29 protein-coding genes are annotated in these 17,824 nt (G+C 63.5%); all 29 read left to right on the top strand.

The genetic code is table 11. The features are described 5' to 3' along the window. The first annotated feature begins 286 nt into the window (after nt 1-286). The 29 genes from rpsL to rpsK all read left to right on the top strand — a co-directional run bounded on the left by rpsL (nt 287) and on the right by rpsK (nt 17,784). Nucleotides 287-658 carry a 30S ribosomal protein S12 gene (rpsL, locus tag ACQR1W_RS29575; protein WP_008969396.1) on the top strand — a complete coding sequence of 124 codons (372 nt, stop codon included), beginning with the start codon at nt 287-289 and terminating at the stop codon, nt 656-658. Nucleotides 659-688: 30 nt separating this feature from the next. Beyond that, complete coding sequence (gene rpsG, locus ACQR1W_RS29570; RefSeq protein WP_008969397.1) at nt 689-1,159, top strand: 30S ribosomal protein S7; 471 nt, start codon at nt 689-691, stop codon at nt 1,157-1,159. Nucleotides 1,160-1,192: 33 nt separating this feature from the next. Then, on the top strand, nt 1,193-3,265 hold the full coding sequence (fusA, locus tag ACQR1W_RS29565; RefSeq protein WP_434854074.1) for an elongation factor G: 2,073 nt from the start codon (nt 1,193-1,195) through the stop codon (nt 3,263-3,265). A 39-nt stretch (nt 3,266-3,304) separates the two neighbouring features. Beyond that, a complete protein-coding gene (gene tuf, locus ACQR1W_RS29560; protein ID WP_008969399.1) occupies nt 3,305-4,495 on the top strand; it encodes an elongation factor Tu in 1,191 nt (396 codons plus the stop codon). Nucleotides 4,496-4,580: 85 nt separating this feature from the next. Next, the gene (gene rpsJ / locus ACQR1W_RS29555; protein WP_002712302.1) at nt 4,581-4,889 is read left to right on the top strand and encodes a 30S ribosomal protein S10; all 309 of its coding nucleotides are present in this window, start codon (nt 4,581-4,583) and stop codon (nt 4,887-4,889) included. Between the two features lie 56 nt (nt 4,890-4,945). Continuing rightward, a complete protein-coding gene (gene rplC, locus ACQR1W_RS29550) occupies nt 4,946-5,662 on the top strand; it encodes a 50S ribosomal protein L3 (RefSeq protein WP_434854073.1) in 717 nt (238 codons plus the stop codon). A 1-nt stretch (nt 5,663) separates the two neighbouring features. Continuing rightward, nucleotides 5,664-6,284: a 50S ribosomal protein L4 gene (gene rplD, locus ACQR1W_RS29545; RefSeq protein WP_434854072.1), complete on the top strand. Its 621-nt coding sequence runs from the start codon at nt 5,664-5,666 to the stop codon at nt 6,282-6,284. Continuing rightward, nucleotides 6,281-6,580 carry a 50S ribosomal protein L23 gene (locus ACQR1W_RS29540; RefSeq protein ID WP_008969402.1) on the top strand — a complete coding sequence of 100 codons (300 nt, stop codon included), beginning with the start codon at nt 6,281-6,283 and terminating at the stop codon, nt 6,578-6,580. Before rplD ends, ACQR1W_RS29540 begins: the two co-directional genes overlap by 4 nt. A gap of 12 nt (nt 6,581-6,592) precedes the next feature. Then, a complete protein-coding gene (gene rplB / locus ACQR1W_RS29535) occupies nt 6,593-7,426 on the top strand; it encodes a 50S ribosomal protein L2 (protein ID WP_008969403.1) in 834 nt (277 codons plus the stop codon). Nucleotides 7,427-7,438: 12 nt separating this feature from the next. Continuing rightward, nucleotides 7,439-7,717, top strand: coding sequence for a 30S ribosomal protein S19 (gene rpsS, locus ACQR1W_RS29530; RefSeq protein ID WP_008963465.1), 279 nt, complete (start codon nt 7,439-7,441; stop codon nt 7,715-7,717). A 39-nt stretch (nt 7,718-7,756) separates the two neighbouring features. Then, complete coding sequence (rplV, locus tag ACQR1W_RS29525) at nt 7,757-8,137, top strand: 50S ribosomal protein L22 (protein ID WP_008969404.1); 381 nt, start codon at nt 7,757-7,759, stop codon at nt 8,135-8,137. 16 nt (nt 8,138-8,153) lie between these two features. Further along, entirely contained in the window at nt 8,154-8,864 is a 711-nt protein-coding gene (gene rpsC / locus ACQR1W_RS29520; RefSeq protein WP_008969405.1) for a 30S ribosomal protein S3, read from the top strand. A 38-nt stretch (nt 8,865-8,902) separates the two neighbouring features. Next, complete coding sequence (rplP, locus tag ACQR1W_RS29515) at nt 8,903-9,316, top strand: 50S ribosomal protein L16 (protein WP_008969406.1); 414 nt, start codon at nt 8,903-8,905, stop codon at nt 9,314-9,316. Between the two features lie 5 nt (nt 9,317-9,321). Next, nucleotides 9,322-9,528, top strand: a complete 207-nt coding sequence (gene rpmC / locus ACQR1W_RS29510) for a 50S ribosomal protein L29 (protein WP_035981628.1) — start codon at nt 9,322-9,324, stop codon at nt 9,526-9,528. Between the two features lie 12 nt (nt 9,529-9,540). Further along, a complete protein-coding gene (gene rpsQ, locus ACQR1W_RS29505) occupies nt 9,541-9,789 on the top strand; it encodes a 30S ribosomal protein S17 (RefSeq protein WP_008969408.1) in 249 nt (82 codons plus the stop codon). A gap of 93 nt (nt 9,790-9,882) precedes the next feature. Beyond that, nucleotides 9,883-10,251, top strand: coding sequence for a 50S ribosomal protein L14 (gene rplN, locus ACQR1W_RS29500; protein ID WP_006611848.1), 369 nt, complete (start codon nt 9,883-9,885; stop codon nt 10,249-10,251). Continuing rightward, nucleotides 10,251-10,565, top strand: coding sequence for a 50S ribosomal protein L24 (gene rplX, locus ACQR1W_RS29495; protein WP_008969409.1), 315 nt, complete (start codon nt 10,251-10,253; stop codon nt 10,563-10,565). The genes rplN and rplX overlap by 1 nt, the downstream gene beginning before the upstream one ends. Continuing rightward, complete coding sequence (rplE, locus tag ACQR1W_RS29490; protein ID WP_008969410.1) at nt 10,558-11,115, top strand: 50S ribosomal protein L5; 558 nt, start codon at nt 10,558-10,560, stop codon at nt 11,113-11,115. Before rplX ends, rplE begins: the two co-directional genes overlap by 8 nt. 46 nt (nt 11,116-11,161) lie before the next feature. Further along, nucleotides 11,162-11,467: a 30S ribosomal protein S14 gene (rpsN, locus tag ACQR1W_RS29485; RefSeq protein WP_035981630.1), complete on the top strand. Its 306-nt coding sequence runs from the start codon at nt 11,162-11,164 to the stop codon at nt 11,465-11,467. Between the two features lie 12 nt (nt 11,468-11,479). Further along, nucleotides 11,480-11,878, top strand: a complete 399-nt coding sequence (rpsH, locus tag ACQR1W_RS29480) for a 30S ribosomal protein S8 (protein ID WP_231325613.1) — start codon at nt 11,480-11,482, stop codon at nt 11,876-11,878. A gap of 14 nt (nt 11,879-11,892) precedes the next feature. Continuing rightward, nucleotides 11,893-12,426, top strand: coding sequence for a 50S ribosomal protein L6 (gene rplF, locus ACQR1W_RS29475; protein ID WP_008969413.1), 534 nt, complete (start codon nt 11,893-11,895; stop codon nt 12,424-12,426). Between the two features lie 11 nt (nt 12,427-12,437). Continuing rightward, nucleotides 12,438-12,800: a 50S ribosomal protein L18 gene (rplR, locus tag ACQR1W_RS29470; protein WP_434854071.1), complete on the top strand. Its 363-nt coding sequence runs from the start codon at nt 12,438-12,440 to the stop codon at nt 12,798-12,800. Nucleotides 12,801-12,851: 51 nt separating this feature from the next. After that, entirely contained in the window at nt 12,852-13,427 is a 576-nt protein-coding gene (gene rpsE / locus ACQR1W_RS29465) for a 30S ribosomal protein S5 (RefSeq protein WP_008969415.1), read from the top strand. Nucleotides 13,428-13,484: 57 nt separating this feature from the next. Then, nucleotides 13,485-13,676: a 50S ribosomal protein L30 gene (gene rpmD, locus ACQR1W_RS29460; RefSeq protein WP_008969416.1), complete on the top strand. Its 192-nt coding sequence runs from the start codon at nt 13,485-13,487 to the stop codon at nt 13,674-13,676. 18 nt (nt 13,677-13,694) lie between these two features. Then, nucleotides 13,695-14,183 (top strand): 50S ribosomal protein L15, encoded by a 489-nt coding sequence (gene rplO, locus ACQR1W_RS29455; protein ID WP_434854070.1) that lies wholly within the window; start codon nt 13,695-13,697, stop codon nt 14,181-14,183. 151 nt (nt 14,184-14,334) lie between these two features. Next, on the top strand, nt 14,335-15,669 hold the full coding sequence (gene secY / locus ACQR1W_RS29450) for a preprotein translocase subunit SecY (protein ID WP_434854069.1): 1,335 nt from the start codon (nt 14,335-14,337) through the stop codon (nt 15,667-15,669). 86 nt (nt 15,670-15,755) lie between these two features. Then, nucleotides 15,756-16,718, top strand: coding sequence for an adenylate kinase (locus ACQR1W_RS29445; protein ID WP_434854068.1), 963 nt, complete (start codon nt 15,756-15,758; stop codon nt 16,716-16,718). A 184-nt stretch (nt 16,719-16,902) separates the two neighbouring features. Beyond that, the gene (rpsM, locus tag ACQR1W_RS29440; protein WP_434854067.1) at nt 16,903-17,271 is read left to right on the top strand and encodes a 30S ribosomal protein S13; all 369 of its coding nucleotides are present in this window, start codon (nt 16,903-16,905) and stop codon (nt 17,269-17,271) included. Between the two features lie 123 nt (nt 17,272-17,394). After that, nucleotides 17,395-17,784, top strand: a complete 390-nt coding sequence (gene rpsK, locus ACQR1W_RS29435) for a 30S ribosomal protein S11 (protein WP_008969421.1) — start codon at nt 17,395-17,397, stop codon at nt 17,782-17,784. Nucleotides 17,785-17,824 lie beyond the last annotated feature (40 nt).

Below are 17,824 nucleotides of genomic sequence, written 5' to 3'. Positions count from 1 at the left end.
CTAGGCAATGCCAGGACGATTTTAGTTCTCTTGAGCATGTTCTCTTGAGATCAAACTCGGATGCATGACCTCGGTAAGTGGCTGGACGGCTCGCGCTGACCGGCTCCGACTGCGGTCCTCTGTGGCGTCAAGCGCTTTCCGTTCAGCAATGAGCGGTTGGCGTGTTTTCGCTTTGCGCGGGTATTTTCTGCGCTGGGCGGCCGGTGAGGCGGGGAACCTCAGACAGAATTTGCGGGCGTCGCGTGAGGCGGCTTCCGTGTGAACGTTGAGAAGGGTGAAGGCCAAGATGCCGACGATCAACCAGCTGATCGCAAATCCGCGCGTCGTGCAGAAGTCGCGCAAGAAGGTGCCGGCGCTGCAGCAGTCGCCGCAGAAGCGCGGCGTTTGCACGCGCGTCTACACCACGACCCCGAAGAAGCCGAACTCGGCGCTCCGCAAGGTCGCCAAGGTGCGCCTGACCAACGGCTTCGAGGTGATCGGCTACATCCCGGGTGAGGGCCATAACCTGCAGGAGCACTCGGTGGTCATGATCCGCGGCGGCCGCGTCAAGGACTTGCCGGGCGTGCGCTACCACATTCTCCGCGGCGTGCTGGATACCCAGGGCGTCAAGAACCGTAAGCAGCGCCGTTCGAAGTACGGCGCGAAGCGTCCGAAGTAAGACGTTCGAGATAAGCGGGAACAGAACACAATGTCGCGTCGCCATTCAGCCGAAAAGCGTGAAGTTCTTCCGGATCCGAAGTTCGGGAACGTCATCGTGACCAAGTTCATGAACTCGGTCATGTATGCCGGCAAGAAGTCGGTCGCCGAAGGTATCGTCTACGGCGCGTTCGGCCTCATCGAAGCCAAGACCAAGCAGAGCCCGCTGACGGTGTTCGAGCAGGCGCTCGAGAACGTGATGCCGACCATCGAAGTGCGCTCCCGCCGCGTTGGCGGTGCGACCTATCAGGTGCCGGTCGAAGTGCGTTCGACGCGTCGGCAGGCTCTGGGAATTCGTTGGCTGATCTCGGCGGCGCGCGATCGCAACGAGAAGACGATGACCGAGCGGCTTTCGGCGGAGTTGCTCGACGCTTCGAATAACCGGGGGAACGCCGTCAAGAAGCGTGAAGACGTGCACCGCATGGCGGAAGCCAACCGCGCCTTCTCGCATTATCGCTGGTAACGGCGACCCGAACGGAAATTTAGGAACAGGTCCATGCCCCGCCAACATGCCATCGAGGACTACCGCAACTTCGGTATCATGGCGCATATCGACGCCGGTAAGACCACGACCACCGAACGCATTCTCTACTACACCGGCAAGAGCCACAAAATCGGCGAGGTGCATGAAGGCGCCGCGACGATGGACTGGATGGAGCAGGAGCAGGAGCGCGGCATCACGATCACGTCGGCCGCGACCACTGCGTTCTGGAACGGCAAACGTCTGAACATCATCGACACCCCCGGTCACGTCGACTTCACCATCGAGGTCGAGCGTTCGCTGCGCGTGCTCGACGGCGCCGTGTGCGTGCTCGACTCCAACCAGGGCGTCGAGCCGCAGACCGAGACCGTCTGGCGCCAGGGCGACAAGTACAAGGTGCCGCGCATCGTCTTCGCCAACAAGATGGACAAGACCGGTGCCGACTTCTTCAAGTGCCTGGCCGACATTGTCGACCGCCTGGGCGCGAAGCCGGTTGCGATCCAACTGCCGATCGGTGCGGAAAACAACTTCAAGGGCGTCGTCGACCTGGTGAAGATGCAGGGCATCGTCTGGAACGACGAGTCGCTCGGCGCGAAGTTCGACTACGTCGACATCCCGGCCGACCTGGTCGACCAGGCCAAGGAATATCGCGAGAAGCTGGTGGAAGCCGCCGTCGAGCTCGACGACGACGCCATGGCCGCCTATCTCGATGGCAAGGAGCCGGACGAGGCGACGCTGAAGAGGCTGCTGCGCAAGGCGGTGCTGACCGGCGCGTTCTATCCGGTGCTGTGCGGCTCGGCCTTCAAGAACAAGGGCGTGCAGCCCTTGCTCGACGCCGTTGTCGACTATCTGCCGTCGCCGCTCGACGTGCCCGCGATCAAGGGCACCGACGACAAGGGCAACGAGATCGTGCGCAAGGCGGACGACAAGGAGCCGCTGTCGCTGCTCGCGTTCAAGATCATGGACGACCCGTTCGTCGGCACCATCACCTTCTGCCGCATCTATTCGGGCATCCTGCAGAGCGGCACCGGCGTCGTGAACTCGACCCGCGAGAAGAAGGAGCGGATCGGCCGCATGCTTCTGATGCATGCGAACAACCGCGAAGACATCAAGGAAGCCTATGCCGGCGACATCGTGGCGCTGGCGGGCCTCAAGGAAGCGCGCACCGGTGACACGCTGTGCGATCCGACCCATCAGGTGATCCTGGAAAAGATGGAATTCCCGGAGCCGGTGATCGAGATCGCGATCGAGCCGAAGTCGAAGGCGGACCAGGAGAAGCTCGGCATCGCGCTGGCGAAGCTCGCGGCGGAAGATCCGTCGTTCCGGGTGTCGACCGATCAGGAGTCCGGCCAGACCATTCTCAAGGGCATGGGCGAGCTCCATCTCGACATCAAGGTCGACATCCTGAAGCGGACCTACAAGGTCGACGCCAACATCGGTGCGCCGCAGGTGGCGTTCCGTGAGCGCATCACCAAGAAGGCCGAGGTCAAGTACACGCACAAGAAGCAGACCGGCGGTACCGGTCAGTTCGCTGAAGTGTCGATCATCGTCGAGCCGAACGAGCCCGGTGGCGGCTACGTGTTCGAGTCCAAGATCGTCGGCGGTGCGGTTCCGAAGGAATACATCCCCGGCGTCGAGAAGGGCATCGAGAGCGTGCTCGGCTCGGGCGTGGTCGCCGGCTTCCCGGTGGTCGACGTCAAGGTGGCGCTGGTCGACGGCAAGTATCACGACGTCGACTCCTCGGCGCTGGCCTTCGAAATCGCATCGCGCGCGGCCTTCCGCGAGGCGCTGCAAAAGGGCAAGTCGGTTCTGCTCGAGCCGATCATGAAGGTCGAGGTGGTGACGCCGGAAGACTACACCGGTTCGGTCATCGGCGATCTGAACTCGCGTCGTGGCCAGATCCAGGGCCAGGACATGCGCGGCAATGCCAACGTCATCAATGCGATGGTGCCGCTCATGAACATGTTCGGTTACGTGAATAACCTGCGCTCGATGAGCCAGGGGCGCGCAACCTTCACGATGCAGTTCGACCACTACGCGGAAGCGCCGGCCAACGTGTCGGCAGAAGTCCAGAAGAAGTTTGCCTGATTGTCGTTAGCTCAAGTTAGCGACTGAACGGAGAGTCAAATGGCCAAAGCAAAGTTTGAACGTAACAAACCGCACTGCAACATCGGCACGATCGGTCACGTCGACCATGGCAAGACCTCGCTGACGGCAGCGATCACCAAGATCCTGGCCGAGACCGGCGGTGCGACGTTCACGGCATACGACCAGATCGACAAGGCGCCGGAAGAGAAGGCCCGCGGCATCACCATCTCGACCGCGCACGTCGAGTACGAGACCAAGAACCGCCACTACGCCCACGTCGACTGCCCCGGCCACGCCGACTACGTGAAGAACATGATCACCGGCGCCGCCCAGATGGACGGTGCGATCCTGGTCGTGTCGGCCGCTGACGGCCCGATGCCGCAGACCCGTGAGCACATCCTGCTCGCCCGCCAGGTCGGCGTGCCCGCGCTGGTCGTGTTCCTCAACAAGTGCGACATGGTCGACGATCCGGAGCTCCTGGAGCTCGTCGAGCTCGAGGTCCGCGAGCTGCTCTCGAAGTACGAATTCCCGGGCGACAAGATCCCGATCATCAAGGGCTCGGCGCTGGCCGCTCTCGAAGATTCGGACAAGAAGCTCGGCCATGACGCCATCCTCGAGCTGATGCGCAATGTCGACGAGTACATTCCGCAGCCGGAGCGTCCGATCGACCAGCCGTTCCTGATGCCGGTGGAAGACGTGTTCTCGATCTCGGGCCGCGGCACCGTGGTGACCGGCCGTGTCGAGCGCGGCATCGTGAAGGTGGGCGACGAAATCGAGATCGTCGGCATCCGTCCGACCCAGAAGACCACCGTGACCGGCGTCGAAATGTTCCGCAAGCTGCTCGATCAGGGTCAGGCTGGCGACAACATCGGTGCGCTGCTCCGCGGCACCAAGCGCGAGGAAGTCGAGCGCGGCCAGGTGCTGTGCAAGCCGGGTTCGGTCAAGCCGCACACCAAGTTCAAGGCCGAGGCTTACATCCTCACCAAGGAAGAGGGCGGCCGCCACACCCCGTTCTTCACCAACTACCGCCCGCAGTTCTATTTCCGCACCACCGACGTGACCGGTGTCGTGCACCTGCCGGAAGGCACCGAGATGGTGATGCCGGGCGACAACATCGCGATGGAAGTGCACCTGATCGTGCCGATCGCGATGGAAGAGAAGCTGCGCTTCGCCATCCGTGAAGGCGGCCGCACCGTCGGCGCCGGCGTCGTCGCCTCGATCATCGAGTAACAAGCGATAGGGAATGGCGAGTGGCGGGTGGACCAGATCCATACGCTACTCGCTACTCGCCACTCACTAGAGAAAGCATACGGCAATGAACGGCCAGAACATTCGCATCCGTCTCAAGGCGTTCGACCATCGTATCCTCGATACGTCGACGCGGGAGATCGTGAACACGGCGAAACGCACCGGCGCCCAGGTTCGCGGACCTATTCCGCTGCCGACCCGCATCGAGAAGTTCACCGTCAACCGTTCGCCGCACGTCGACAAGAAGAGCCGTGAGCAGTTCGAGATGCGCACCCACAAGCGCCTGCTCGACATTGTCGATCCGACTCCGCAGACGGTCGATGCTCTCATGAAGCTCGATCTGGCCGCCGGCGTCGACGTCGAGATCAAGCTCTAAGTTTTTGGATTCACGTCCGCAATTTGTGGACACACAGAAGAACAGGATGCACGCCGATGCGCTCCGGAGTGATCGCACAAAAGGTCGGGATGACGCGGGTCTTCACAGAGGCCGGCGAACATATCCCCGTGACCGTGCTGAAGCTCGGCAACTGCCAGGTGGTTGGTCACCGCACCAAAGAAAAGAACGGCTATGTCGCGCTGCAGCTCGGCAGCGGCAGCCGTAAGACGGTCTACATGCCGAAGGCCGAGCGCGGTCAGTTCGCCGTTGCCAAGGTCGAGCCGAAGCGCAAGGTCGCCGAATTCCGTGTCAGCGAAGATGCGCTGATTCCGGTCGGCGCCGAGATCCAGGCCGATCATTTCGTCGTCGGCCAGTTCGTCGACGTCACCGGCACCTCGGTCGGTAAGGGCTTCGCCGGCGGTATGAAGCGCTGGAATTTCGGCGGTCTGCGCGCCACGCACGGCGTGTCGATCTCGCACCGTTCGATCGGTTCGACCGGTGGCCGTCAGGACCCCGGCAAGACCTGGAAGAACAAGAAGATGCCCGGTCACATGGGCGTCGATCGCGTCACCACGCTCAACCTGCGGGTGGTGCAGACGGATGTCGAGCGCGGCCTGATCCTGGTGGAGGGCGCGGTGCCCGGCTCCAAGGGTGGCTGGATCTCGGTGCGCGACGCCGTGAAGAAGCCTCTGCCGAAGGAAGCGCCGAAGCCCGGCAAGTTCAAGGTCGCGACCGAGCAGGCTGAAGCGCCGGCCGAGCAGGAGGGCGCATAACATGGAACTGAAAGTCACGACCCTTGAGGGCAAGGAAGCCGGCTCCGTCCAGCTGTCCGACGCCATCTTCGGCCTCGATCCGCGCCAGGACATCATTGCGCGCTGCGTGCAGTGGCAGCTGAACAAGCGCCAGGCCGGCACCCACAAGGCCAAGGGCCGCGCCGAGATCTGGCGCACCGGCAAGAAGATGTACAAGCAGAAGGGCACCGGCGGTGCCCGTCACGGCTCGGCCCGCGTGCCGCAGTTCCGTGGCGGTGGCCGCGCCTTCGGTCCGGTGGTGCGTTCGCACGCCACCGATCTGCCGAAGAAGGTGCGCGCGCTGGCGCTCAAGCATGCGCTGTCGGCCAAGGCCAAGGACGGCGACCTGATCGTGCTGGAGAACGCCACGCTCGAGGCCGCCAAGACCAAGGCGCTGGTCGGGCACTTCTCCGGCCTCGGCCTCACCAACGCGCTGATCATCGACGGCGCCGAGCTGCATGGCGGGTTCGCCAGCGCGGCCCGCAACATCCCGAACATGGACGTGCTGCCGATCCAGGGCATCAACGTCTACGACATCCTGCGCCGTCAGAAGCTGGTGCTGACCAAGGCGGCGATCGATGCGCTGGAGGCGCGCTTCAAATGAAGACCATCGATCCGCGCCATTACGACATCATCCTCTCGCCGGTCGTGACCGAAAAGGCGACCTACGCCTCGGAGCACAACAAGGTTCTGTTCAAGGTCGCCGCCAAGGCCACCAAGCCGCAGATCAAAGAGGCGATCGAGAAGCTGTTCGACGTGAAGGTCAAGAGCGTCAACACGCTCGTCCGCAAGGGCAAGACCAAGGTGTTCCGCGGCCATCTCGGGTCGCAGTCGGACTCCAAGCGCGCGATCGTGACCCTTGAAGAGGGCCACCGCATCGACGTGACCACCGGGCTATAAGGCTGCACTGCCATGGCATTGAAGACATTCAACCCCACGACGCCGGGCCAGCGCCAGCTGGTGATGGTCGATCGCTCCGCGCTCTACAAGGGCAAGCCGGTCAAGGCTCTGACCGAGGGCAAGCTGGGAAGCGGCGGCCGCAACAACACCGGCCGCATCACCGTGCGTTTCCGCGGCGGCGGCCACAAGCAGGCCTACCGCAACGTCGATTTCAAGCGCGAGAAGGTGGACGTTCCCGCCACTGTCGAGCGGCTGGAATATGATCCGAACCGCACCGGCTTCATCGCCCTGATCAAGTATCAGGACGGCGAGCTGGCCTACATCCTGGCGCCGCAGCGGCTTGCGGTCGGCGACACCATCGTCGCCGGCAACTATGTCGACGTGAAGCCCGGCAACGTCATGCCGCTGGGCAACATGCCGGTGGGCACGATCGTGCACAACATCGAGGTCAAGATCGGCAAGGGCGGTCAGCTGGCGCGTTCGGCCGGCACCTACGCCCAGATCGTCGGTCGCGACCAGGACTACGTGATCCTGCGCTTGAACTCGGGCGAGCAGCGCCTGGTGCACGGCCGTTGCCGCGGCACCATCGGTGCGGTGTCGAACCCGGACCACATGAACATCTCGATCGGCAAGGCCGGGCGCAAGCGCTGGCTGGGCCGTCGCCCGCATAACCGCGGCGTCGCCATGAACCCGATCGACCACCCGCACGGCGGCGGCGAAGGCCGTACCTCCGGCGGTCGTCACCCGGTCACTCCGTGGGGCAAGCCTACCAAGGGCAAGAAGACCCGCACCAACAAGTCGACCGATAAATTCATTCTCCTCAGCCGCCACAAGCGGAAGAAGTAAGGAACGCCGGACATGGTTCGTTCAGTCTGGAAAGGCCCGTTCGTCGAGGCGTCGCTGCTGAAGAAGGCAGATGCGGCGCGTGCGTCCGGCCGTCATGACGTGATCAAGATCTGGAGCCGCCGCTCGACCATCCTGCCGCAGTTCGTCGGGCTGACGTTCGGCGTCTACAACGGCCAGAAGCACGTGCCGGTGGCGGTCAACGAGGAAATGGTCGGGCACAAGTTCGGCGAGTTCTCGCCGACCCGGACCTTCCACGGTCACTCCGGCGATAAGAAAGCCAAGAAAGCCTAAAGGGTAGGCCTAAAGAGACAGGCCTTAGGGATTTAAGCGATGAGCAAACCAAAGCGCGAACGGAGCCTCCCGGACAACGAGGCCAAGGCGGTCGCCCGGATGCTCCGGGTGAGCCCGCAGAAGCTCAACCTGGTCGCCCAGATGATCCGCGGCCGGAAGGCCTCTTCTGCGCTCGCCGACCTGCAGTTCTCGCGCAAGCGGATCGCGGTCGACGTCAAGAAGTGCCTGGAATCGGCGATCGCCAACGCCGAGAACAACCACGATCTCGAGGTCGACGATCTCATCGTGTCGGAAGCCTTCGTCGGCAACGGCATCGTCATGAAGCGTTTCTCGCCGCGCGGCCGTGGCCGTTCGGGCCGCATTTTCAAACCATTTTCGCAGCTGACGATCGTCGTTCGTCAGGTCGAGGCGAGCGCGTAAGCGCTGGGAGAATACGATGGGTCAAAAGATCAATCCGATCGGCTTGCGTCTCGGCATCAACCGGACCTGGGATTCGCGCTGGTTCGCCGGCAAGGCCGAGTACGGCAAGCTGTTGCATGAAGACGTCAAGATCCGCGAGATCCTGCACAAGGAGCTCAAGCAGGCGGCTGTCGCGCGCATCGTCATCGAGCGTCCGCACAAGAAGTGCCGGGTGACCATCCACTCGGCGCGTCCGGGCGTCGTGATCGGCAAGAAGGGCGCCGACATCGACAAGCTGCGCAAGCGGGTCGCCGACATCACCTCGTCGGACGTCGTCATCAACATCGTCGAAATCCGCAAGCCGGAGCTCGACGCGACCCTGGTCGCGGAATCGATCGCGCAGCAGCTGGAGCGCCGCGTCGCCTTCCGCCGCGCCATGAAGCGCGCCGTGCAGTCGGCGATGCGTCTGGGCGCCGAAGGCATCCGCATCAACTGCTCGGGCCGTCTGGGCGGCGCGGAAATCGCCCGCATGGAGTGGTATCGCGAGGGGCGGGTGCCGCTGCACACGCTGCGCGCCGACATCGACTACGGCACGGCGACCGCATTCACGACCTTCGGCACCTGCGGCGTGAAGGTCTGGATCTTCAAGGGCGAGATCCTCGAGCACGATCCGATGGCGCAGGACAAGCGGATGGCCGAGGGCGACGGTGGCGGCGGTTCGCAGCGCTCCCGCCGCGACGCGGCCTGATAGACGCCGCGAGAACATAGGTTTGAGGGCTAACAGCCATGATGCAACCAAAGAAAACCAAGTTCCGAAAGGCGCATAAGGGCCGTATCCGCGGCGTTGCGTCCTCGGGCGCGACGCTGGCCTTCGGCCAGTTCGGGCTGAAGGCCATGGAGCCGGAGCGCGTCACCGCGCGCCAGATCGAGGCCGCCCGCCGCGCGCTGACCCGTCACATGAAGCGCGCCGGCCGCGTCTGGATCCGCGTGTTCCCCGACGTTCCGGTGTCGAAGAAGCCGGCCGAAGTCCGCATGGGCTCCGGCAAGGGTTCGCCGGAATTGTGGGTGGCGCGGGTCAAGCCGGGCCGGGTGATGTTCGAGATCGACGGCGTGAGCAACCAGATCGCGCGCGAGGCGCTGCTCTTGGCGGCCGCCAAGCTGCCGATCAAGACGCGCTTCGTCGAGCGCATTGCGGAGTAACGGACATGGCCGAGATGAAAGTTTCCGACATCCGCGCGATGAGCCCCGACCAGATGGAGGATGCCATCCTCAATCTGAAGAAGGAGCGCTTCAATCTGCGCTTCCAGCGCGCCACCGGGCAGCTGGAGAACACCTCGCGTCTCAAGGAGGCGCGCCGCGACATCGCCCGCATCAAGACCATCGCCGCGCAGCAGCGCGCCAAGACCAAGTAAGAGGCTCGACACATGCCGAAACGGACCCTTCAGGGCGTTGTCGTCAGCGACAAGCAGGCCAAGACCGTGGTGGTGCGCGTCGACCGGCGCTTCACCCATCCGATCTACAAGAAGACCATCCGCCGCTCCAAGAACTACCACGCCCACGACGAGAGCAACGAGTTCAAGCCGGGCGACACGGTGTGGATCGAGGAGAGCCGACCGATCTCGAAGTTGAAGCGCTGGACCGTGATCCGGGGCGAACACAAGAAAACCGCCTGAGGCGGACCGGCCCGTAACGGCCGGTTTCGCATTCGGGAGCAAGTCAAGGCGCGACTGTCTCGCGCGAGCATTTAAAGAGGACGAGGTGCATCAATGATTCAGATGCAGACCAACCTCGACGTGGCCGACAATTCCGGCGCACGCCGTGTCATGTGTATCAAGGTGCTTGGCGGCTCCAAGCGCCGCTACGCCACCGTCGGCGACATCATCGTGGTGTCGATCAAGGAAGCGATTCCGCGCGGCAAGGTGAAGAAGGGCGACGTCATGAAGGCCGTCGTGGTGCGCGTCCGCAAGGACATTCGCCGCGCCGACGGTTCGGTGATCCGCTTCGACCGCAACGCCGCCGTTCTGATCAACAACCAGTCCGAGCCGGTCGGCACCCGTATCTTCGGGCCGGTGCCGCGCGAGCTGCGCGCCAAGAACCACATGAAGATCATTTCGCTCGCGCCGGAGGTGCTGTGATGGCTGCCAAGATCCGCAAGGGCGACAAGGTCATCGTGCTGACCGGCCGCGACAAGGGTCGCACCGGTGAGGTGTTCGAGGTGCGCCCCGACGCGGGCACCGCATTGGTGCGCGGCGTCAACATGGTGAAGCGCCACCAGAAGCAGACGGCGCAGCAGGAGGGCGGCATCATCTCCAAGGAGGCGCCGATCCAACTGTCCAACATCGCGTATCTCGGCAAGGACGGTAAGCCGACGCGCGTCGGATTCAAGGTTCTGGCAGACGGCAAGAAGGTCCGCGTCGCCAAGAGCTCGGGAGCAGAGATCGATGGCTGAGACCGCTTACCTGCCGCGCCTGCGCGCGGAATATGATCGCAAGATCAAGAGCCAGCTGACCGAGAAGTTCGGCTATGACAACGTCATGCAGGTGCCGCGGCTCGACAAGGTCGTGCTGAACATGGGCATCGGCGAGGCCGTCAACGACCGCAAGAAGGCGGAGACCGCTGCGGCCGACCTGTCGCTGATCGCGGGCCAGAAGGCCGTCGTGACCTATTCGCGGGTCGCGATCGCGACCTTTAAGCTGCGCGAGAACCAGCCGATCGGCTGCAAGGTGACCTTGCGCAAGGCGCGCATGTACGAATTCATCGACCGCCTGGTCAACGTCGCGCTGCCGCGCGTCCGCGACTTCCGCGGCCTGAACCCGAAGAGCTTCGACGGCCGTGGCAACTACTCGCTCGGCATCAAGGAGCACATCATCTTCCCCGAGATCGATTTCGACAAGGCGGGGGAGAGCTGGGGCATGGACATCACGGTGTGCACCACCGCGCGCACCGACGACGAGGCACGTGCCCTTCTGACCGCATTCAATTTCCCGTTCCGGCAGTGAGACGCTGAGTTCGAGCATCTCAAACGCGGATACCTAGGAGCCAAGCATGGCAAAGAAGAGTTCAGTCGAGAAGAACAACCGGCGCAAGCGGATGGCGAAGAACGCCGGTCCGAAGCGCGCGCGGTTGAAGGCGATCATCGCCGACAAGAGCAAGCCGATGGAGGAGCGCTTCGCCGCGACCCTGAAGCTGGCGGAAATGCCGCGCAACTCGTCGACGACCCGGATTCGCAATCGCTGCGAACTGACCGGGCGTCCGCGCTCGAACTATCGCAAGAACAAGCTGAGCCGCATCGCGCTGCGCGAGCTGGGCTCGAAGGGCCTGGTTCCGGGCCTCGTGAAGTCGAGCTGGTAAGGAGGGTCGCTCATGTCAACGCACGATCCCATCAGCGATCTGATCACCCGCATCCGCAACGCGCAGATGCGTTCGAAGTCGAAGGTCTCGACCCCCGGCTCGAAGATGCGCGCCAGCGTGCTCGAGGTCTTGAAGTCGGAAGGCTACATCCGCGGCTATGCCACGGTGGAGCATCCGTCGGGCCGCAGCGAGCTCGAGATCGAGCTGAAATATTTCGACGGCGAGCCCGTGATCCGCGAGATCGAGCGGGTCTCGAAGCCCGGCCGGCGGGTCTACACCTCGGTGAAGAACCTGCCGCGCGTGAACAACGGGCTCGGAATTTCGGTGTTGTCGACGCCGAAGGGAATCATGGCCGATCATGACGCGCGTGACGCGAATGTCGGCGGTGAAGTTCTCTTCACGGTGTTCTAAGAAGGATTTGGGCCATGTCACGTATTGGCAAGAAGCCAGTGGCGGTGCCGTCCGGTGTGACGGCGAGCGTCGACGGCCAGACCGTCAAGATGAAGGGGCCGAAAGGCCAGCTTCAGTTCATCGTCCATGACGATGTCGAGGTGAAGTTCGAGAACGGTCAGGTCAAGGTCGCCCCGCGCGCCGAGACCAAGCGGGCGCGTTCGCTTTACGGCACCGCCCGGGCACAGATCGCCAACCTGGTCGAGGGCGTCACCAAGGGCTTCGAGAAGAAGCTCGAGATCACCGGCGTCGGCTACCGCGCCGCGATGCAGGGCAAGAACCTGCAGCTCGCGCTCGGCTACAGCCACGACGTGGTCTACACGATCCCGGAAGGCATCACGATCACCGTGCCGAAGCCGACCGAGATCACCGTCACCGGCATCGACTCGCAGCGGGTCGGGCAGGTCGCGGCCGAGATCCGTGCCTACCGTCCGCCGGAGCCCTATAAGGGCAAGGGCGTGAAGTACGCGGGTGAATTCATCTTCCGCAAGGAAGGCAAGAAGAAGTAACGGAGCCGGTCATGACGAGAGCCAAGGTTACGAATGCCCGGCGCAAGCAGCGCGTCAGGCTGTCGCTGCGCCGCTCCGCAGGCGGCCGTCCGCGCCTGTCGGTGTTCCGTTCGTCGAAGCACATCTACGCGCAGGTCATCGACGACCTGAAGGGCGAGACGCTCGCCTCTGCGTCGTCGATGGAGAAGGAGATGCGTACGGTCGGCAACACGGGTGCCAACATCGATGCCGCCAAGGCGGTGGGCAAGCTGCTCGCCGAGCGCGCGGTGAAGGTGGGCATCAAGGAAGTCGTGTTCGATCGCGGCAGCTATCTCTATCACGGCCGTGTCAAGGCATTGGCGGATGCGGCGCGCGAGAGCGGGCTGAGCTTCTAAGATTTAAAACGGATACGGGCTCTGCGCCCTTTTGAGAGATCGGATAGCACCATGGCAGGTGAACGCGAACGCGGCGGCCGCGAACGGAGCAAGGAGCGCGAGGAGCGCGACAGCGAGTTCGTCGACAAGCTCGTCCACATCAATCGTGTCGCGAAGGTCGTGAAGGGCGGTAAGCGCTTCGGCTTTGCCGCACTCGTCGTGATCGGCGACCAGAAGGGCCGGGTCGGCTTCGGCCACGGCAAGGCGCGCGAGGTGCCGGAGGCGATCCGCAAGGCCACCGACTCCGCCAAGCGCAACCTGACCCGGGTGGCGCTGCGCGAGGGCCGCACCCTGCATCACGACATTTTCGGCCGCCATGGCGCCGGCCGCGTCTACCTGCGTGCCGCTCCGGCCGGTACCGGCATCATCGCTGGCGGTCCGATGCGCGCGGTGTTCGAGACGCTCGGCATCCAGGACGTGGTCGCGAAGTCGATCGGCTCGTCGAACCCGTACAACATGGTGCGCGCGACCTTCAACGCGCTGAAGCATCAGGACTCACCGCGCTCGGTCGCGGCGCGTCGCAACATCAAGGTGTCGACCCTGCAGGCTCGTCGCGTCGGCGGCGATGCCGAAGCTTCAGCCGATTAAGGTTGGGCCGACTAAAGACAGCGCGCGGCTGATGCTGCGCATCTCGGAGTGAAGACGATGGCTAGCGCCAAGACGATCAAGGTCGAGCAGATCGGTAGCCCGATCCGCCGCCACCACTCGCAGCGTTCGACCCTGATCGGGTTGAAGCTCAACAAGATTGGCCGGGTCGCCGAGCTGCCGGATTCGCCGGAAGTTCGTGGCATGATCACCAAGGTTCAACATCTCGTCCGCGTCGTCGACGGGAAGTAAGTTCGAAGGAGAAGGGCCATGAGGCTCAGCGAGATCGCCGACAATTCGGGCGCGCGCAAGAAGCGCATGCGCGTCGGCCGCGGCATCGGGTCGGGCAAGGGCAAGACCTCGGGTCGCGGCGGCAAGGGCCAGACCGCGCGCTCGGGCGTGCGCATCAAGGGCTTCGAGGGCGGCCAGATGCCGATGCATCGCCGTCTGCCGAAGCGCGGCTTCAACAACGTCTTCCGGCTGGATTTCGTCGAGATCAATCTCGACCGCGTCCAGCAGGCGATCGACGCCAAGAAGCTCGATGCCGGCAGCGTCATCAATGCCGAAGCGCTGGTGAAGTCTGGTGCGCTGCGTCGTGCAAAGGACGGCGTCCGGCTGCTGGGCCGTGGCGAGCTCAAGGCGAAGGTCAACATCGAGGTGCATGGTGCCTCGAAGTCGGCGATCGCTGCGGTCGAGAAGGCCGGCGGCACCGTGAAGATCCTGGCGCCCGCGCCGGCCGAAGGCGGCGAGGCGGCGTAACATCTGCGTCATCGCTCTGCCTTAAGCGTGAGCAGCGCAGGCAGGGCGATAGACAGAATGAACCTGCGCACCAAATAATATCCGGCGCTTGCCCGATCTCGTGAGCCCTCGCGGGAGGAGTGGCGGGTAGGGCGGCGGGAGAAAGCCAAAGATGGTCTCAGCAGCGGAACAACTGGCGGCAAACATCAACCTTGGCGACTTTGCCAAGAACGAAGAGCTGAAAAAGCGCATCTGGTTCACCCTCGGCGCGCTGCTCGTCTACCGCCTCGGGACCTACATTCCGCTGCCCGGCATCGATCCCGCGATCTGGGATTCGGTGTTCCGCACCCAGGCCGGCGGCATTCTCGGCATGTTCAACATGTTCGCCGGCGGAGGCATCCACCGCATGGCGATCTTCGCGCTGAACATCATGCCGTACATTTCGGCATCGATCATCATTCAGCTCCTGACCACCGTCTCGCCGCAGCTGGAAGCCTTAAAAAAGGAAGGCGAGGCCGGCCGCAAGACGCTGAACCAGTACACGCGCTACCTCACGGTGATTCTTGCCGCTGTGCAGTCCTACGGCATTGCGGTCGGGCTGGAAGGCGCCGGCAACGTCGTCAGCGATCCCGGCCTGTTCTTCCGCCTGTCCACCGCGATCACCCTGACCGGCGGCACCATGTTCCTGATGTGGCTCGGCGAGCAGATCACCTCGCGCGGCATCGGCAACGGCATTTCGCTGATCATCCTGTCCGGCATCGTGGCCGAGCTGCCGTCCGCGCTCGCGAACATGCTCGAGCTCGGCCGCCAGGGCGCCATGTCGACCGGCGTGATCCTCGTGGTGATCATCATGGCGGTCGCCGTGATCGCCTTCATCGTGTTCATGGAGCGCGCCCAGCGCCGGCTCCTGATCCAGTATCCGAAACGCCAGGTCGGCAATAAGATGTTCGAGGGCCAGTCCTCGCATCTGCCGCTGAAGCTCAATACCTCCGGCGTGATTCCGCCGATCTTCGCCTCGTCGCTGCTGCTGCTGCCGACCACGGTCGCCAATTTCAATGCGGGGCGGGGACCGGAGTGGTTCCAGTGGATCACGACCCAGCTCGGCCATGGCCGGCCGCTGTTCCTGATCCTGTATCTGGCCCTGATCCTGTTCTTCGCCTTCTTCTATACCGCGATCGTGTTCAACCCGACCGAGACCGCGGACAATCTGAAGAAGCATGGCGGCTTCATCCCGGGCATCCGGCCGGGCGAGCGCACTGCGGAATATATCGACTATGTGCTGTCCCGGATCACGGTGATCGGCGCCATCTATCTGGCAATCGTTTGTTTGATTCCGGAAATTCTGATTTCCTACGCCTCCGTGCCGTTCTACTTTGGCGGCACCTCGCTTCTGATCGTGGTCAGCGTGACGATGGATACCGTGGCGCAGATTCAGGGTTATCTGCTGGCCCATCAATATGAAGGCCTGATCAGGAAGTCGAAATTGCGGGGGCGGCGCCGCGGCTAGGGGTCCGGCGTCAACCCGGGAAACCAACAAGCCAAGAACAAGGTGCGCGGGACGGTCGCTCACCGTGTGCCGGGGGGCGAATTGAAATGAGACTTATTCTTCTGGGACCGCCAGGATCGGGCAAGGGTACGCAGGCACAGCGTTTGGTCCAGCGCTACGGCATCGTCCAATTGTCGACCGGTGACATGCTGCGGGCGGCGGTGGCGGCAGAAACCCCGATCGGGCTGAAAGCCAAGGACATCATGGCCGCCGGTCATTTGGTACCGGACGAGGTCGTGGTCGGCATCATCGCCGACCGGATCGAGCAGCCGGATGCCCATAACGGCTTCATCCTGGACGGCTTTCCGCGCACGGTGCGGCAGGCCGAGGAGCTCGACGAGCTGCTCCAGACCAAGCAGATGACGCTGGACGCCGTGATCGAGCTCAAGGTCAACGAGAGCGTGCTCCTGGAGCGCGTGGAGCGCCGAGCGGCGGAGATGCGGGCCCGCGGCGAGGCCGTGCGGCCGGACGACACCCCGGAAGTGCTGACCAGACGGCTGGCGAGCTATCGCGACCAGACCGAGCCGCTGATTCACTATTATTCCGACCACCGCATGCTTGCCACCGTCGACGGCATGATGTCGATCGAGGAGGTCACCCAGGAGATCGAGCGGATTCTGACGGCGGTCGGTGCCGGCGGCACCAGCCGCGCCGCCAAGAAGGCGACCTCCTCCAAGCGCAGCCCCAAAACCGCTAACGCCAAGACCGGCAAGGCCAAGACCGCTAAGGCCAAGGCTGGTAAGGCCAAGACTGGTAAAAAAGCTGTCAACAAGGCTGCAGCCCGGACGGGCGGCAAGACAGGGGCGAAGGCGGCGGCAAAGTCCGGCACGGGCCGAAAGGCGGCCAAGAAAGCTGGAAAGGCGGCCAAAAAGGCCAGGAAAACGGTAAAAAAGACCGCCAAGAAGGCGACCAAGCGCGCGGCGGCGGCCGCCAGCAAGGCTTCCAAGGGAACGCGGAAGACCGCTGGAAAGGCTGTAAAAAAGCAGCGAAAAGCGAAGTCAAGAGCCTAGGAGCGGTTGACGACAGCCGTATGAATCCCTTAATAAGCCCGCATCCAAGTCGGATAGTTTTCAAAAAGATGCCGGGCCCCACGAATCGAGGGGTGGGCGTCTTGTTCGCGTTTGCGGACGTCTGCCCGAGATAGCGAGAAGGAAGGCCGGTCCGCAAGCGAGATCGGTGACAGGAGAGAAGTCCGTGGCCCGTATTGCCGGTGTCAACATCCCGACCAATAAGCGCGTGCTGATCGCGCTCCAGTACATCCATGGCATCGGCCCGAAGATCGCGGCCGACATCATGGACAAGGTCAAGATTGCCGAGGATCGCCGCGTCAATCAGCTGAGCGACCAGGAAGTCCTGCAGATCCGCGAAGTGATCGACCGCGACTACGTCGTCGAGGGTGACCTGCGGCGCGAGACCGGCATCAACATCAAGCGGCTGATGGATCTCGGCTGCTATCGCGGCCTGCGTCATCGCCGCGGCCTGCCGGTGCGCGGTCAGCGCACCCACACCAATGCGCGCACGCGCAAAGGTCCGGCCAAGGCGATCGCCGGCAAGAAGAAGTAATCTGGCGCGTAGCGAATGGCTGACGGCGAGTAGGGCAGAAACCCTATTCGCCACTCGTCATTGGCTTTTTCGGTGTAGCCGCTGGCATGACGGCGGCGTTGAGATCGTGAGAAAGGTACCTATATGGCTAAGGAAGCCGGACGCGTTCGCCGTCGTGAGCGCAAGAACATTGCCTCTGGCGTCGCGCATGTGAACTCGTCGTTCAATAACACCACCATCACCATCACCGACGCGCAGGGCAACACCATTGCCTGGTCGTCGGCGGGCACGATGGGGTTCAAGGGATCGCGCAAGTCGACCCCCTATGCCGCGCAGGTTGCGGCGGAGGACGTCTCCAAGAAGGCCCAGGAACATGGCATGCGCACGCTCGAGGTCGAGGTCGCAGGCCCGGGTTCGGGCCGCGAGTCGGCGCTGCGTGCGCTGCAGGCTGCGGGCTTCACCGTCACCTCGATCCGTGACGTGACGACGATCCCGCATAATGGCTGCCGTCCGCGCAAGCGTCGGCGGGTGTGATGTGAAGGAGGCGGGCCGCAGGTCCGCCTCGTTGTGCTTT

Source organism: Bradyrhizobium sp. HKCCYLS1011 (genome assembly GCF_051167795.1).
Taxonomy (GTDB): domain Bacteria; phylum Pseudomonadota; class Alphaproteobacteria; order Rhizobiales; family Xanthobacteraceae; genus Bradyrhizobium.
This window is presented reverse-complemented; position numbering and strand designations above follow the sequence as displayed.